Source organism: Candidatus Methylomirabilota bacterium, assembly GCA_035709005.1.
In the GTDB taxonomy this organism is placed as follows: Bacteria; Methylomirabilota; Methylomirabilia; order Rokubacteriales; family CSP1-6; genus 40CM-4-69-5.
Genome location: DASTFB010000061.1, coordinates 47662 through 62569 on the forward strand (window position 1 = coordinate 47662; position 14908 = coordinate 62569).

General features: G+C 68.6%; 17 protein-coding genes. 16 read left to right on the forward strand and 1 reads right to left on the reverse strand.

The window, feature by feature from the left end; all coding sequences use genetic code 11:
• The first annotated feature begins 114 nt into the window (after nucleotides 1–114).
• The 16 genes from VFR64_09865 (at nucleotide 115) to VFR64_09940 (ending at nucleotide 14450) form a co-directional block, all read left to right on the forward strand.
• Entirely contained in the window at nucleotides 115–705 is a 591-nt protein-coding gene (locus VFR64_09865) for a sigma-70 family RNA polymerase sigma factor (protein ID HET9490043.1), read from the forward strand.
• The gene (locus tag VFR64_09870) at nucleotides 695–1525 is read left to right on the forward strand and encodes a zf-HC2 domain-containing protein (protein ID HET9490044.1); all 831 of its coding nucleotides are present in this window, start codon (nucleotides 695–697) and stop codon (nucleotides 1523–1525) included. Before VFR64_09865 ends, VFR64_09870 begins: the two co-directional genes overlap by 11 nt.
• 44 nt (nucleotides 1526–1569) lie before the next feature.
• Entirely contained in the window at nucleotides 1570–2298 is a 729-nt protein-coding gene (locus tag VFR64_09875) for a carboxypeptidase regulatory-like domain-containing protein (GenBank protein ID HET9490045.1), read from the forward strand.
• A gap of 17 nt (nucleotides 2299–2315) precedes the next feature.
• Nucleotides 2316–3458, forward strand: a complete 1143-nt coding sequence (locus VFR64_09880; protein ID HET9490046.1) for a metallophosphoesterase — start codon at nucleotides 2316–2318, stop codon at nucleotides 3456–3458.
• 20 nt (nucleotides 3459–3478) lie between these two features.
• The gene (locus VFR64_09885) at nucleotides 3479–3946 is read left to right on the forward strand and encodes a hypothetical protein (GenBank protein HET9490047.1); all 468 of its coding nucleotides are present in this window, start codon (nucleotides 3479–3481) and stop codon (nucleotides 3944–3946) included.
• A 31-nt stretch (nucleotides 3947–3977) separates the two neighbouring features.
• Nucleotides 3978–4799: a thiosulfate oxidation carrier protein SoxY gene (locus tag VFR64_09890; GenBank protein HET9490048.1), complete on the forward strand. Its 822-nt coding sequence runs from the start codon at nucleotides 3978–3980 to the stop codon at nucleotides 4797–4799.
• Nucleotides 4800–4839: 40 nt separating this feature from the next.
• A complete protein-coding gene (locus VFR64_09895; GenBank protein ID HET9490049.1) occupies nucleotides 4840–6255 on the forward strand; it encodes a cbb3-type cytochrome c oxidase subunit I in 1416 nt (471 codons plus the stop codon).
• 3 nt (nucleotides 6256–6258) lie between these two features.
• The gene (locus tag VFR64_09900) at nucleotides 6259–7902 is read left to right on the forward strand and encodes a cbb3-type cytochrome c oxidase subunit II (GenBank protein ID HET9490050.1); all 1644 of its coding nucleotides are present in this window, start codon (nucleotides 6259–6261) and stop codon (nucleotides 7900–7902) included.
• A gap of 3 nt (nucleotides 7903–7905) precedes the next feature.
• The gene (ccoS, locus tag VFR64_09905; protein HET9490051.1) at nucleotides 7906–8082 is read left to right on the forward strand and encodes a cbb3-type cytochrome oxidase assembly protein CcoS; all 177 of its coding nucleotides are present in this window, start codon (nucleotides 7906–7908) and stop codon (nucleotides 8080–8082) included.
• Nucleotides 8063–8278, forward strand: coding sequence for a hypothetical protein (locus VFR64_09910; GenBank protein HET9490052.1), 216 nt, complete (start codon nucleotides 8063–8065; stop codon nucleotides 8276–8278). Before ccoS ends, VFR64_09910 begins: the two co-directional genes overlap by 20 nt.
• A 324-nt stretch (nucleotides 8279–8602) precedes the next feature.
• Entirely contained in the window at nucleotides 8603–9367 is a 765-nt protein-coding gene (locus VFR64_09915; GenBank protein HET9490053.1) for a cytochrome c oxidase assembly protein, read from the forward strand.
• Between the two features lie 2 nt (nucleotides 9368–9369).
• Entirely contained in the window at nucleotides 9370–10419 is a 1050-nt protein-coding gene (locus VFR64_09920; protein HET9490054.1) for a YeeE/YedE family protein, read from the forward strand.
• 198 nt (nucleotides 10420–10617) lie between these two features.
• Nucleotides 10618–12273 (forward strand): iron ABC transporter permease, encoded by a 1656-nt coding sequence (locus tag VFR64_09925; GenBank protein HET9490055.1) that lies wholly within the window; start codon nucleotides 10618–10620, stop codon nucleotides 12271–12273.
• Between the two features lie 91 nt (nucleotides 12274–12364).
• On the forward strand, nucleotides 12365–13453 hold the full coding sequence (locus VFR64_09930) for an ABC transporter ATP-binding protein (GenBank protein ID HET9490056.1): 1089 nt from the start codon (nucleotides 12365–12367) through the stop codon (nucleotides 13451–13453).
• A gap of 53 nt (nucleotides 13454–13506) precedes the next feature.
• Nucleotides 13507–13908, forward strand: coding sequence for a phage holin family protein (locus VFR64_09935; GenBank protein ID HET9490057.1), 402 nt, complete (start codon nucleotides 13507–13509; stop codon nucleotides 13906–13908).
• The gene (locus tag VFR64_09940; protein HET9490058.1) at nucleotides 13884–14450 is read left to right on the forward strand and encodes a hypothetical protein; all 567 of its coding nucleotides are present in this window, start codon (nucleotides 13884–13886) and stop codon (nucleotides 14448–14450) included. Before VFR64_09935 ends, VFR64_09940 begins: the two co-directional genes overlap by 25 nt.
• Nucleotides 14451–14488: 38 nt before the next feature.
• On the opposite strand, the gene VFR64_09945 is transcribed toward VFR64_09940, so the two are convergent.
• The coding region (locus VFR64_09945) for a DUF3500 domain-containing protein (GenBank protein HET9490059.1) at nucleotides 14489–14908 on the reverse strand (420 nt) is incomplete at its 5' end.

The window sequence follows — 14908 nt, forward strand, 5'->3', positions numbered from 1 at the left end:
GGCGAGGGCCGGGCCCGCCCCCCCCCGGCTCATTGCCCCGGCCTCCGGAGCTCGGGAATAACGCGTTCGGCCGTACGTAGATATCGATGCGGGGGGTATGCACAGGGGCACCGCATGGAACAACCGGTCGCGTTCCAGGATCTGGCTCTGAGCCAGCTCAGCTCACTCTATGGGTACGCGCGATTGCTGAGCCGGAACGACGCGGACGCCGAGGATCTGCTGCAAGAATCGCTCCTGAAGGCCCTCCGGGCGTTTCCCTCCTTCAAGCCCCATCTGAGCTTCAAGGTCTGGATGTTCAGGATCATCAAGAACGCCCAGATCGATCGCGTGCGTCGGCTCCGGGCCCGTCCTCTGGAGGCGCCCAACGGCGCTGAGAGCCAGGCGGGCGATCCCGCGCGGGACGTGCTGCTGTACCCGGTCCCGTTGAACCCGGAGGAGATCCTGCTCCGCCGGGTCGCCGTCGAGGAGGTCCGGGACGCGATCCGCCGCCTGCCCCTCGTGCTCCGGGAGGTCGTCGAGCTGCGCGAGATCGAAGGGTTGTCCTACGAGCAGATCGCGGGGGTGATCGGCAAGCCGGTGGGCACGGTGATGTCGCGACTATTCCGCGGGCGTAACCTCGTCCGGTCGGCGATCCAGGCGTCGGCTCGGGTCCAGGATCCCGCGCCGGCGGTCTCCGCGGGCTTGCGGAAGAGCTATGGCCTGTAAGCTCGTCCGCGCCCGGCTCTTCGAGTACATGGATGGCGAGCTTCCCGCCGAGCCCCGGGCGCAACTGGAGGCGCATGTCACGGCATGTGCCGACTGCCGGCGCCTGCTGGACCTGGAGCGGAGCTTCGCCGAGCACTACGGCCAGCGCCTGCGACCCGACCCCGCCCCCGATCGGCTGCGCGCCCGCGTCACCGAGATGCTCGGCGCCGTGCCCGCGGTCCGGCCCCGGCGGTGGGGACGACGCCTGGCGCTCGGCTACACGCTGGTCGCCGCGGGCGCCGTGGCCACGCTCGGCCTGGGCGCCCTGCTCGCCGGCGGTGGCCCCCGCTTCTGGCGGCTCGAGTCGGCGCCGCTCGGGCGCCTGGCCGCCGCCTCCGTCGAACAGCACCAGAAGCTGGCTCGCGGCATCCTGCCCCATGACATCACGCAGGTCACCCCCAAGGCCGCCGAGCAGTGGTTCAAGTCGAGGCTGAACTTCAACGTCAACCTGCCCGAGCTCACCCGGGAGGACCTCGACCTGGTCGGCGGGCGGATCGCGCATCTGCGCGACCTCGAAGTGGCGGCCCTGCACTTCAAGATGGACGGCCGGGACATCTCGCTGTTCGTCATCCCGTTCGAGAAGTATCTGGACCTCGGCATCGACGCGACGCCGAAGTTCAAGATGGTCACGCACCAGGGCTACGACGTCATCGTGTGGGCCTCCCACGGCATGGCCTATTCCCTGGTCTCGGAGATCGGCGGCCGCTCGTGCCTCGTCTGCCACTCCCGCGACGAGCCGCTCGGGCTGCCGGCCGACGCGCGCGCTCACGATCGGCTATGAGTCGCCCGGCTGCTGGCGGCCGGGTCGAAGAAGGAGAGTGCTTCATGCCTCGGCGCTTCGGATTCGGCCTCGTCGTCGGCCTGCTCGGCAGCCTGCTGCTGCCCGGCCCGCCGGCGGCGGGCTATCAGGCGATCTCGGTCACGAACGGTGGGAGCATCCAGGGGAAGGTCGTGTTCACCGGGTCGCCGCCGTCACCCCGGAAGGTCATTCCCACCAAGGACAAGGAAGTGTGCGGCGGCATCCGCGACGAGCCGCGCATCCTGCTGAGCCCGGACAACGGGGTGGAAGGCAGCTTCGTCTATCTCAAGAAGGTCGAGAGGGGCAAGGCCTGGGACAAGCCGGCCAAGCCCCCGGTGATCGACAACAAGCAGTGCCACTTCGTGCCCCGCGTCCAGGTGATCCCGGTGGGCGCGCTGGCCATCCACAACTCGGACCCCGTGCTCCACAACACCCACGGCTTCTTCGGCAAGGTGACGGCCTTCAACGTCGCGCTGCCGATCCAGGGCCAGACCGTCAAGCGCCCCATCAAGAAGTCCGGCCTCATGCGGGTCGAGTGTGACGCCCACGGGTGGATGCTGGCGTGGATCTACGTCGCCGATCACCCCTACTACGTCGTCACGGGTAAGGACGGCTCCTTCACGCTCAAGGACGTGCCGCCGGGACAGTACACCCTGGTGGCCTGGCAGGAGTACACAGAGGAGGTGGAAGCCCCCGTCACCGTCAAGGCCAAGGAGACCGCGACCGTCACCATCGATCTGGCCAAGACGAAGTAGCCGAGAAAGGAGTGGCCATGGAGCCACGGGAGGTAGACCTCGACCCCCGGCAAGTCGCCATGGAGATCGACACGGGCCAGCGCCCGGACCGGTCCCTGACGATCACGCGCCGATTGTTCGTCAACAGGGCCATCCTCGCCGGCACCGCGGCCGGGGCGGCCTCGCTCGGGTGGTTCCCCGTCATCAACACCCTGGACCTGGCCTTCGGGCAACAGGCCGCCTTCAAGTTCGCCTGGCTTTCCGACACCCACCTCTATCCCAAGAACGTCAACACGCGGTTCGTGGAGAAGACCGTCCGCGCGGTGCGGGAGATCAAGGCCATGAACCCGCCGGCGGACTTTCTGATCTTCGGCGGGGACCTGGCCCAGCTCGGGGACCCGGTGGAGATCGATCTCGGGGCCGACATCCTCAAGGAGCTCACCATCCGGAAGCACTTCATCCCCGGCGAGCACGACTGGTACCTGGACATGGGGGCCAAGTGGGAGAAGATGTTCGGCAAGACCCCCTGGACGTTCGACCACAAGGGCGTGCGGTTCATCGGCCTCAACACCGTCGGCTTCGCCCCCGACTACTGGTCGGCCAAGAAGATGTCGCCCAAGGAGCGGATGGGGCACATGGCGACACTGGATGGAAGCGTGGCCGGCCCCTGGGCCGGCGTGGGTGACGCCCAGATGAAGTGGCTCCAGCAGACGGTGTCGGGCTGGGCCAAGGACCGGCCGCTGGTGATCTTCACCCACACGCCGCTCTACGAGTACTACCCGCCCTGGAACTTCTGGACCCGCGACTGGCGCGAGGTCAACGAGATCCTCAAGCCGTTCGGCAACGTGACCAACATCCACGGGCACACCCATCAGGTGCTCTACAACGAGGTCGGCAAGCTGCGCTCGATCGGGATGCTGGCGACGTCCTGGCCGTGGCCTTACGCCCCCCAGGGCGTCCCCCCACTGACCAAGCCCATGATCCGCGCCGATCCCGGCGATCACTTCGACGGCGTCGGCTACTCCAAGCACTCGGTCAGCGCCGCCGGCCGGGTCGAGAACGAGTACGTGATGTGGGGCCGCAAGGAGATCTTCGCCGAGTCGATGGTCGATTCCGGCACCGCGGACAACGTCAACCAGATCCTGCACCCGCGGATCGCCGATCGGATCTGGCCCTATTAGGGCCGGAAAGGAAGAGACCCATGAAGCGCAAGCTGGTGCTGGCGGTGCTGGGCGCGGGACTGCTGGGCCTGCTGGGGGCGGAGGTCGGTTATCTCTGGGCCCCTCTGCCGGCGCTGGCCCACAAGGCGAAGCACACGCCGGAACAACTCGCCGCATTCGAGGAGGTTTTGATGGAGCAGGTCCGGGTCGGCGACCTGTTGTTCCACGGGGACGCCGACACCGAGAAGAAAATGCGAGTGGAGCTCTCCAAGACGGGCATGGCCTGCGCCATGTGCCATCCCTTCGCCTCCGACAACCATCCTCACGAGTTTCCGAAGTTCCAGGAGCAGATGAACGAGTTCGCCACGCTGCGGGACATGATCAACTGGTGCATCGAGAAGCCCAACGAGGGCGTGAAGATCGATCCCAACGGGCCGGCCATGAAGGCGCTGGAGGCCTACATCTACTGGTCCAATCGCGGCTCCAAGCTGGACACGGGCCGGCACTGAGGAGGTTGGCGCGACGACCGGTGGCCGGACGATGACCTGGCGGGGGGGCTCGCGCCGAGGCTTCCTGGCTCTGGCGGCGGGGGCCGTCGGGCTCCTCGGCGCGGGCCCTCCTCGCCGTCACCTGGGTCCCCTGGACGACCCGGACGAGGGCTCGCCGCTGGAGCGGCTGCACCGGCCCCGGGTCGAGTTGCCCGTCGTGGCCAGCGATGGCGCCAAGGTCCCCATCGTGATCGAGATGGCCCATCCCATGGAGCCCGGCCATCACATCACGACGATTCACGTCACCAATGAACGAGATCCCGTTCCTTCCAAGGGAGTCTTCCACCTGTCCCCCGGGAACGGGCGGGTCCATCTCTCGTTCCAGTGCCGCATGCACGTGGGACGCTCGGAGGCCGTGGTCACGGCGCAGTGCACGCGCGACGGCGAGTGGTCGGCCCGGCGCTCGATCACCGTCCCCGATGGGGCCGGTGGCTGCGCCGCCCCGGCGCCGAAGCGCCTGGCGGCGGAGGAGGTCGGCGCGCCGGTCATCCGGGTGCCCGACCTGCTCAAGCGCCCGGACCTTCCCCGGGGCGCGGTGGTGCCGGTGCAGCTCCTCATGCGCCATCCCAGCCGCACCGGTTTGGCCTGGCGGGACGGTCGGTGGGTGCAGGTGACCGAGCCGTTCTACGTGCGGACGATCGAGGTGCACTATGGTGAGGAGCCCCTGAGCCGGTTCGAATTGACCTCGGCCCTCAGCGACAACCCCTTCATCGGGTTCCGGGTGCGGACCCGGCACCGCGGGCCGCTCCGCGTCGTCGTGACGAACAACCGCGGCCAGCGCTTCGAGACCACCCGCGAGCTGCCGCTGGCCTGATCCGGGCCCGCGCGGTCCGGAATCCACGGAGACACGCCGAATGGCGCAGGATGTGAGGACCCGCAACGACGAGCTGATCGACCCCCGGCTCATCCGGAACTGGCTCCTCTGGGGCTTCTTCTGGCTGATGTTCGCGCCCACCATCGGCGTGATCGTCTCCACGAAGTTCAACTACCCCGCCTTCCTGGGCGAGCAGTCCTGGCTCACCTTCGGCCGGCTCCGCCCCGTGCACGTCAACGGCGTCATCTGGGGCGCCTTCTCCACGCTGTTCATCGGGCTCACCTACTACGTGACTCCCCGACTGGCCGGAGTGCCGATGTGGAAGGAGCGCTGGGGCTACCCGCTCCTCTGGGTCTGGAACCTGAACCTGGCCGCCACCTTCCTGGCCTTCTCGCTGCTGGGCGCCAATCGCGGCTGGGAAGCGGGGGAGATTCCGCTCCCCAACCTCGTCGTGCTCGTGGGCCTGGTGTGGGCGCTGACCCTGCAGCACCTCATGACCATCGCCCGGCGCCTGCAGCGCCCGCTGTACGTGAGCCTGTGGTATCTGATCGGTGCCCTGGTCTGGACGAGTATCAATCTCGTGCTCCTGGTCGTGGGGCCGTACTGGACCGCCTCCGGGATCAACAACGCCGCCCTGCACGGGCTCTTCATCCACTACGTCGTCGGCCTCTGGATCACGCCGGCCGGCTACGTACTGATCTACTACTTCCTGCCCGCTTCCATCCGGGCGCCCATCTACAGCCACAAGCTGTCTCTCATCGGCTTCTGGTCCCTGGCCTTCTTCTACCCCTTCGTGGGCATCCACCACTATCTCTTCAGCCCGATCGCCGACTGGGCCGAGAGCATCGCCATCGTGGCTTCGATGATGCTGATCATCCCGGTGTGGACTGTGCTCCAGAACTTCTTCGGGACCATGATCGGGCACTGGCAAGGGTTCTCGCGCAACCTGCCCGCCAAGTTCCTGATGATGGGAGCCATCATGTACCTCATCGGCTGCTTCCAGGGATCGACCGAGGCTCTCCGCTGGATCCAGCGCCCCACCCACTTCACCGACTTCGTGATCTCCCATTCCCACCTCACCGTCTTCGGGACGTTCGTGGTCTGGGCCATGGCCGGCGCCATCTACGTGTGGCCCCGGCTGTGGGGCCGCGAGCTGTGGAGCTTCCGGCTCGGGAACTGGAGCTTCTGGTTGATCACCCTGGGTATTTCCACCATGGGGCTGGTCCTCTCCTCCCAGGGGCTTCAGCAGGGCTACATGCTGATCGGGGGCGCCGAGTGGGTCGACACCCTCGTCACGATGAAGCCCTTCTGGCTCATCCGGACCTTCGCGGGGATCTCCATGGATCTCGGCATGTCACTCCTGGTCTACAACTTCATGCGCACCGCGCTGGCTGGCGCACCCCTGCCCAGCCTGCGGACGGGACACCAGCCGGCCGAGCGGCTGGCCCGGGCGTAGCCGATGAAGACCTACGCCCTCGGTGCCGGATTCTTCTTCATCTCCCTGGCCATCTTCGTGCAGGGCATCCTGCCCATCGCCATCCCGGAGTCACGGGAGACGCGGGCCTCCCGTGCGGTCCGCAACGAGCTCGGCCAGGTCAAATGGGTGTGGTACGAAGCCACGCCCTACACGGCGCCGGAGCAGTTGGGCCGCGAGGTGTATCAGCGGGAAGGCTGCTGGTATTGCCACAGTCAGTACGTCCGCCCGGTCACCGGCGAGGAGTTCCGCTGGGGGCCGGTCTCGCAGGTCGGCGAATACGCCCACGACCGTCCGCACCTGCTGTCCACCCGGCGCATCGGGCCGGACCTCACGCGGGTGGGCCTGAAGCATGGCGATCAGTGGCACTACGCACACCACTGGGACCCGACCCTGGTCGTGCCCGACTCCATCATGCCGAGCTTCCGCTGGCTCTTCCGCTCGGCGCAGGTGCCCATCGTGGACAAGAACGGCGAGCCGGCCCTCGGCGAGTCGGCCTCGCTCAAGGCGCTGTTCAGCGGACGGACCGACAAGACGATCCAGCTCCACCCCAATCCCGAGGGGCTGGCCTTCGCCGAACAGACCGACGGCACCCCCGCGCTCGCCGTGACGAACCTTCCCGAGCCCTACAACCAGCTCGAGACCTGGAAGGGCAAGACCCTGACCGTCGTCGTGCCCACCGAGGAACTGCGGGGACTGGTGGCCTACATCCAGAAGCTGGGGATGAACCGGGGAACCTGGCGCGACGTCTTCGAGCCGCAGAACCTGTCGGCCAGCGTGATGTCCATCCCGCGCACGGAGGGGCTGGAGGCCCGGGGTCGCGAGATCTACGAGCGCCGCTGCGTGGGTTGTCACGGTCTCAAGGGGGATGGCAACGGGCCCGTCGCCACCTTTCTGAATCCCCGACCTCGCAACTTCACCCTCGGCTCGTTCAAGTTCCGCACGACGCCCTCGGGCTCGCTGCCGACCGACGGCGACCTCTTCCGCACCGTCACCCAGGGCGTCCGGTTCACCGCGATGCCCACCTGGCACGAGATCTCCGAGAAGGACCGGATGGCGGTGCTGACCTTCATCAAGACGTTTTCCGACCGCTGGAAGGAGGAGAAGCCCGAGCCTGCGATGCTGATCGGGGAACCGCCGCCGGCCACCCCGGAGCTGCTGGCCCGGGGCAAGGAGTGGTACGTCAAGGCCAAGTGCTTCCAGTGCCACGGCGATACCGGCAAGGGCGACGGCCCCTCGGCCGACGAGCTCGAGGATGACCTCGGGTTCAAGATTCTCCCGGCCGACTTCACCAAGGGCCAGTTCAAGGGCGGCGCCGATGTCCGGGACATCTTCCGCACGATGAGCACCGGGCTCGACGGCACGCCCATGCCGTCCTTCGCCGACGCGATCCCGAGCGAGGAAGACCGGTGGGCCATCAGCTACTACGTCCTGTCCTTTTCTGCGTTCAACGACCCGCTCACCGGTGAGCGGCTCAAGCTGCCGGCGGACATCCTCGAGAAGCTCAATACGCCAGACCGCGAGGCCTATGGCAGCTCGCGCCTGGCTCTGGACCCGGCCCGGCCGGCCCAGACCGATCCCAAAGTCCTCGTGCGCTTCCACAAGGGCATCCCGGGGGAAGGGAGGTAGGGCATGGAGCAGCTCATCTATCTCGTGGTCGGTGAGTTCCTCGTCTCGATGCTGATGGGGCTAGCCGCCCTCTGCGCCTTCGTGTGGGCGCTGACCGCCGGCGCCTTGAGCAACGTCGAGCGAGTGAAGTACCAGGTGCTGCAGATCGAAGGGATCGAGCATGACGCCGACCGGCGATAGTGCCGATCGCGAGCGAGTGATCGCCGAACACGCCACCGACCGGGGCCCCGTGGAGGAGTTCGCCCAGGGCGAGATCCGTAGCTATCACGGATTCGTGAACAAGTGGCTCCTGCTGGTCTACACCGCGCTCACGATCTGGAGCGTCTATTACCTGGTGAAGTTCTGGGGCGGCCTGGGGCCGGGGCTGGCCCGATGAGGGCCGTGTGGCTGCTCCTGGCGCTGGCCGTGATCAATCTGGCGATCCTCGTGAGCGACGCGCTGTTCAACGTCGTGGCGGTGATCTGGCAGGGGCCCTGAACGGAGACGACGACCATGCCTCCGATCGAGATGCTGGCCTTCGGGATCTTTCTGGCGGGAACGCTGATCTTCTTCGCGTGGGTCCTCCTGCTCACCGTCCGCAAGTGAGGAGGCCGCGCCCATCGCGCACCCGACCGGATCCGTAACCGGCCCGGCGGCGGCCACGCCGCTGGGCCTTCCCGCGCCTGCTGCGGCGCTCGCCGGGGAGTGGCGGCCAGAGGTCGTGATCCCCCTGGCGCTCTGGCTGACGGTCTACACGCTCGGCTGGTGGCGGCTCCGGGCGCGCACGACCGCCCCGGCACCGGCCTGGCGGCTCGGCGCCGCCGTCATGGCCACGGGGGCGATCGCGATCGCCCTGCTGTCCCCGCTCGACCGCTGGGCCCACGAGCGTTTCTCGGCGCACATGGTCCAGCACCTCTTGCTGCTCAAGCTCGCGGCCCCCGCCGTGCTCCTCGCCAACCCGCTGCCGATGGTTCTCTGGGGCCTTCCCCGAAGCGTGCGGCGGCGGCTCGGCGGGCAGCTCGGTCGCGGCCGGCCGTTGCGGAGGATGGCGCTGGCCCTCACGGCGATGCCGCTGGCGTGGGGGCTGTCCGCGCTGGCGCTCTGGGCCTGGCACGTGCCCGCGGCCTGGGAGGCGGCGCTCAGCGATCGGCTCGTGCACGACCTCGAGCACCTGGTCTTCTTCGGTAGTGGTGTGCTCTTCTGGTGGCCGCTCCTCGAGGCGGCGCCGCGGCTGCGGGCGCCAGCCCATCCCGGCGCCCGGATGGCCTACCTGATCCTGGGTGCCTTTCAGGAGGCGACCCTGGGGCTGCTGTTGACGGTGAGTCCCCAGGCGCTCTACCCCACGTACGGGGGCGCCCTCGATGATCAATGGTGGGGCGGGGTTGTCATGTTCGGTGCCGGCGGCCTGATCGACATGACGGCGGTGCTCATCCTCCTATTCCGGGTGCTCGATCGCGGGGAGCCGCTGGCCGTGCGGGCCGTATAGGCATGGAACCCGGCTGGTCGCTGTACGTGTCCGCCCTGACGGTGGGCATCCTCTTCGGTTACGTCCTGCAGCGCGGCGGATTCTGCCTCACCCGTGCGCTGGCCAACCTCGTCCTGAGCGGTGACGCCACGATCCTCCGGGCCTGGATCCTCGCGCTCGTGGTGGCCATCATCGGCGTTCAGGCGCTGGTGAGCCTTCACGTCGTCGACGTCCCGGTCCACTCCTTTCGCTGGCTGGCGAACATCCTCGGTGGTCTGCTCTTCGGCGTCGGCATGATCCTGGCCGGCGGATGCGCCGGCAGTACATGGTACCGGGTCGGTGAGGGCGCGGTCGGCGCTGTTGTCGTGCTGCTCGGCTTCGCCATCGGCGCCAGCGTCGTCGGGATCGGGGCGCTGGCCCCGGTGCGGCGGATGCTCCAGGAGCCGACGCTCACGGTGGGCGACGCCCCGCCCACGCTTGCCAACGCGCTCGGCGTGTCCCCTTGGATCGTGATCGCCGGTTTGGCCCTCATGGCAGGGCCGTGGTTCCTGCGCGGTCGGGGCGGAGCTGCAGGGGGCAAGTGGCCCTGGGGGGTGACCGGCGGAGCCGTCGGGCTCCTGATCATCGCGGGATGGTGGGCCTCGAGCCTCGGCGACGGACCGCAGGGCATCACCTTCAGCGCCAACACGGGCCATCTCCTGACGTACGTCATGGTCGGATTTCCCAACCGGATGACCTGGGGCATGCTGCTGCTCCCCGGGGTCGCCGTGGGTGCGTTCGCCGGCGCCTGGCTTGCCGGCGAGTTCCGCTGGAAGCTGCCTCCGGGATGGAGCCTGGTCAAGCTCTTCGGGGGCGGGCTGCTCATGGGTGGCGCGGCCCTGCTCGGCGATGGCTGCAACATCAGCCACGGCCTCACCAACTTGGCCACCCTCGCGGTGAGCAGTCTGGTGAGCTTCGCCTGCATGGGTCTGGGGGGCTGGGCGACGCTGTGGGCCCTCTACCTGCGTGCGGGCGCCAGCGAGCGCGTCAGAGCTGCGAGCGGAGCGGCGCCGTCAGGCATCCCAGCACCTTGAGCCAGACACTGCGCTGGCACAGCGAGTCCGACACCGCGCGGACGAGGCCGGTGTCATGAGTTGCTGCATCCTAGCCCAGACGATAGAATCGCCGTCACCTCCAGGGAGCGTATCCTGTCACGCGCCGCGGATGTTAGGACGACTTCGTCGAGCGGGCTACCCGCCACGCGAGGCTTTTTCCGCGTCGAGCACGTAGTGATGACCGTGGCGGTCCTCTCGCTCCTGGTGCTCGTCGTCCTGCCCCTGGCCTCCATGGTCTGGGGCAGCCTCACCGAGGCCGGCCGGCCGACACTGGCGCACTTCCGGGAGGCGCTGGGGAGCCGACTGTACGTGCAGGCGCTCCGCAATTCCCTCGTGCTCGGGCTGTGGACGGCCGTGCTGAGCGTCGTCGTCGGGGTTCCGCTGGCCTGGGCGGTGAGCCGGACCGATGCGCCGGCCAAACGGTTCGTGCATCTGACGGCCGTGATCTCGTACGTCACGCCGCCGTACCTGACGGCCATCGCCTTCGTCAACCTCTTCAGCCCCAACGCCGGCCTGATCAACCGGTTCGTCCGCGACGTGCTGGGGCTGCCCGGCCTGACCTTCAACGTGTTCTCGATGGCCGGCCTGGTCCTCGTCACCGCGCTGCACACCTTTCCCTTCGTGTACCTGCTCGCCGCCAGCGCGCTCGAGTCGGTGGACGCGTCGATGGAGGAATCGGCCCAGATCCTGGGGGCGGGGCGCTGGCGCATCGCCGCCGCGGTCACCTTGCCGCTCGTCGCGCCGGCCGTGCTGTCGGGGGCGCTGATCGCCTTCGTGAACGCCATCGCGCTGTTCGGCTCGCAGGCCATCATCGGCCTGCCCGGCCGGGTCTTCACGCTGCCCACCCGGATCTACGCCCTGTTCGACTACCCGCCCCAGTACGGGCTGGCCTCGGCGATCTCGTTGATCTTCGTCGTCATCACCGTGCTCGCGCTCTACCTGCAGCGGCGCTACCTGGCCCGGCGCTCCTACGTGACCGTGGGCGGGAAGGGCAGCCGTCCCCAGCTCGTCCGGCTGGGGGCGGCCCGCTGGGCCATCTTCGCGTTCTGCGTGGCCGTGTTCGTGGTGGCGGTGCTGGCGCCGTACCTCACGCTGCTGGCCGTGTCGGTGAGCCAGTCCTGGGGCCTGGGGTTCTGGCAGCACCTCACGCTCCAGCACTATCGCTTCGTCCTGCTCGAGTACGACGTCACCCGGCGGGCCATATGGAACAGCCTGCTCCTGGCCTCCGCGGCGGCCACGCTGACCGTTCTGCTGGGCAGCCTGATCGGGTGGATCGATCTCCGCACGGGGTTCCGCGGCCGCAAGCTGCTCGACTACGCCTCGCTCATCCCGCTGGGACTGCCGGGGATCGTCGTCGCGGTGGCCCTGATCCAGTTCTGGCTTCGCATGCCGCTGCCCATCTACGGCACCCTGCTCATCATCCTGCTCGCCTACACCGGGCGGTACGTGCCGCTCGGCGTGCGCTCGGCCAACGCCGCCTTCCGCCAGATCGATCCGTCGCTGGAGGAGACGGCGCGGGTCACCGGGGCCGGGTGGCTGCGGACGTTCCGCAGCGTCACGCTGCCGCTGGCCCGTCCCGGCCTCTTCGCCGGCTGGCTGCTCGTCTTCGTCCCGGCCATCCAGGAGCTGTCCGCCTCCATCCTGCTCTTCAGCTCGGAGTCCATCACCCTGGCCGTCGCCGTCTACAATCTCTACGAGACGGGAGCGCTGGAACCGGTGGCCGCGCTGGCGATCGTCACCATGGTGATCATCACCGCGGCGATCGCGCTGGCCAGTCGGCTGGGCCGCGTCGGCGGCGCCGCGCCCGTGGAGCGCGTCCCGGTGACCCCGTGAGCCAGCGAGCTGGGGTCGAGTCAGTTCGGAGCCGGTGGGGGGTGTCGGGGAGGAGCGGCGGCCGCTTCCCCCGACATTAACGATAACAATTATGGCCGGAATCCAGGTCGAGCGGGTGACCAAGCGGTTCGGGGCGGTGATCGCCGTCCGCGATCTGAGCCTCGAGATCCGGGATCGCGCGTTCGTGACCCTGCTGGGTCCGAGCGGCTGCGGCAAGACCACGCTGCTCAGGCTCATCGCCGGCTTCACGGCGCCCGACGAGGGCGTGATTCGCGCCGGCGGGGTCACCCTGTCGACGCCCACGTCGGTCGTGCCGCCCGAGCGGCGGGGCATGGGGATGGTGTTCCAGAACTACGCCGTCTGGCCCCACCGGACGGTCCACGACAACGTCGCCTTCGGCTTGGTCGTCCGCAAAGTCGCCCGCCGGGACATCCAGCAGCGAGTGGCCAGGATCCTCGAGCTCGTCAACCTCTCCGGTCTCGAGCGCCGCTACCCCAGCGAGCTCAGCGGCGGGCAGCAGCAGCGCGTGGCCTTGGCCCGAAGCCTGGTGGTGGAGCCCGGTATCCTGCTGCTCGACGAGCCGCTGTCGAACCTGGACGCCAAGCTGCGCGAGCGGATGCGTTGGGAGCTGAAGGACCTGCAGCGCCGGACGGGGATCACCTTCATCTATGTCACCCACGATCAGTCGGAAGCCATGGCGCTGTCCGACCGCATCGCGGTGATGCACCAGGGGGTGATCATGCAGTACGGTCCGCCGCGCGAGGTCTACTCGCGACCGGCCAACCGGACGGTCGCCGACTTCATGGGCCTCGTGAACCTGGTGGCCGGCCTGGTGGTCCGATCGGCCGGCGAGGACAGCCTGGTCACCATCGGCGGCAACCATCCCGTCGGCCTGGCCCTGCCCGAGGGCCTGGCCGAAGGCCAGACGGTTCAGGTCGCCATCCGCCCGGAAAGCCTGCACGTGACGGCGCTGACGCCCGGGGCCGTGACGGAGGGCCCGGGGGCGGTTCCCGGGAAAGTCGCCGATGTTACCTTTCTCGGCAATGTCCTCGACTGTCACGTGACTCTGGACGACGGATCGCGGGTCCGGGTTCAGCTCGATCCGACCCAGACGCTGGAGGTCGGCCAGCGGGTGGGAGTACGCTTCGATCGCCGGGCGGCGAGCGTGTTCACCGCCTGATCGGCCGGCTACTGGCAGGTGTCTTGCTCGGCACGAATGGAAGGAGGGGTTCTATGGCGACCAGCATGCTACGTGATGAGCCGGTAGAGGCTCTGTCCACTCGCGAGCTGATCGGGGAGATCATGGGCAAGGGGACCCTCCTGCTCAGGAAGGAAGCGGAGCTGGCCAAGGCCGAGATCAGGGCCGATCTGAAGTCGCATCTGGCGATGGCCAAGGGCCTGGCCGTGGCGGCGCTCTTTGGTCTCCTGGGGTTGAACGCCCTGGTCGTGGCCCTCGTGTTCGGGTTGACGGCCTGGATGCCGGGCTGGCTGGCGGCGCTCATCGTCGCCGGGGTCCTGCTGGTCCTCGCCGCCCTGATCGGGTACATCGGCTGGAGACGACGGGTGATCCCACTGACGGTGACCCGCAAAACGCTGAAAGAGGACGTGCAATGGGCGAAACAACAACTGGCCTGAGGAGCGCGCAGATCACGACGGACGGCGTGGGGCGACAAGCCGACACGCCGCGGGGGGCGGTCCGGCTGCTGGAAGGCCAGATCACCGGCCTGCGCGACGAGCTCGGCGAGCTCGTGGCCGAGCTGGACCGGCGCCGCCACGAAGCCCTCGACGTGAAGCTGCAGGTGCGCCGTCACAAGCGTGAGATCGCGCTGACGGGCGCCCTGCTGGCCGGGATGGCCGTCGGCTTTCTGTGGGTGAGCGTGCGGCAAAACCGGCGACGGCGGCGCTTCGGTGCCCAGGTCGGGCGCTTGGGTGCCCAGGTCGGGAGTTTCCAGCAGGCGATGAGCCGGATGATCGAGCGCCCCGACCGGGTGGCGGTCGAGCCCACGGTCACCAGCAAGGTGCTGGGGGCGGTGGCCAGCGCGGCGGCCGCGACGGTGATCCGGAAGGTGCTGGCCCGGGCTCTGGAGGAAGTGATGGAGCGTCGGCGGCTGGCCGCCACCGACACCTGGAGCGCGGGTCGCTCCCCGTCCCGGCCGGGCATCCCGCCGGCCGCCTGACGGCGCGACGGATCGGTCGGGATCGAGGGCGGCCTGGCTCAGCCGTGGCGGTGCCCGGTCAGGTAGTGGGCCCGCAGCAGGTCGGCGCCGAAGTTGTTGCGCGGGTCGTGCCACACCGAGTGGATGTGATTGGCGTCGTTCTGCGTATTGTCGTACTCGACCAGCACCGTGGGCCCGTGCAGCCGATAGTAGTGGGGACGCGCCGGGTCGATGGGGCCGGCCCAGGCGAAGCGGATCCGCTCGAGGCCGGCGTCGTGCATCGCGCGCAGCTCATGCTCGGCGATGTCGGCGCGCATGTTGCGCGCGTACGTCTCGACCAACCGTAGCGCCAGGGCCCGCTGCTCGGACGTCATGTCGCCCAGTCCGATGCCGGCCGGCTCCTTGAGACGCTCGAGCCGTCCCGGGCCGCTCACGACGTCACCGAGCGAGCTCGTCGCGATCACCAGTCGGGGCTGGTG

Coding starts and splice junctions, on each gene's coding strand:
- VFR64_09865 (HET9490043.1), top strand. CDS start 115: ATGGAACAACCGGTCGCGTTCCAGGATCTGGCTCTGAGCCAGCTCAGC.
- VFR64_09870 (HET9490044.1), top strand. CDS start 695: ATGGCCTGTAAGCTCGTCCGCGCCCGGCTCTTCGAGTACATGGATGGC.
- VFR64_09875 (HET9490045.1), top strand. CDS start 1,570: ATGCCTCGGCGCTTCGGATTCGGCCTCGTCGTCGGCCTGCTCGGCAGC.
- VFR64_09880 (HET9490046.1), top strand. CDS start 2,316: ATGGAGCCACGGGAGGTAGACCTCGACCCCCGGCAAGTCGCCATGGAG.
- VFR64_09885 (HET9490047.1), top strand. CDS start 3,479: ATGAAGCGCAAGCTGGTGCTGGCGGTGCTGGGCGCGGGACTGCTGGGC.
- VFR64_09890 (HET9490048.1), top strand. CDS start 3,978: ATGACCTGGCGGGGGGGCTCGCGCCGAGGCTTCCTGGCTCTGGCGGCG.
- VFR64_09895 (HET9490049.1), top strand. CDS start 4,840: ATGGCGCAGGATGTGAGGACCCGCAACGACGAGCTGATCGACCCCCGG.
- VFR64_09900 (HET9490050.1), top strand. CDS start 6,259: ATGAAGACCTACGCCCTCGGTGCCGGATTCTTCTTCATCTCCCTGGCC.
- ccoS (HET9490051.1), top strand. CDS start 7,906: ATGGAGCAGCTCATCTATCTCGTGGTCGGTGAGTTCCTCGTCTCGATG.
- VFR64_09910 (HET9490052.1), top strand. CDS start 8,063: ATGACGCCGACCGGCGATAGTGCCGATCGCGAGCGAGTGATCGCCGAA.
- VFR64_09920 (HET9490054.1), top strand. CDS start 9,370: ATGGAACCCGGCTGGTCGCTGTACGTGTCCGCCCTGACGGTGGGCATC.
- VFR64_09925 (HET9490055.1), top strand. CDS start 10,618: ATGACCGTGGCGGTCCTCTCGCTCCTGGTGCTCGTCGTCCTGCCCCTG.
- VFR64_09930 (HET9490056.1), top strand. CDS start 12,365: ATGGCCGGAATCCAGGTCGAGCGGGTGACCAAGCGGTTCGGGGCGGTG.
- VFR64_09935 (HET9490057.1), top strand. CDS start 13,507: ATGGCGACCAGCATGCTACGTGATGAGCCGGTAGAGGCTCTGTCCACT.
- VFR64_09940 (HET9490058.1), top strand. CDS start 13,884: ATGGGCGAAACAACAACTGGCCTGAGGAGCGCGCAGATCACGACGGAC.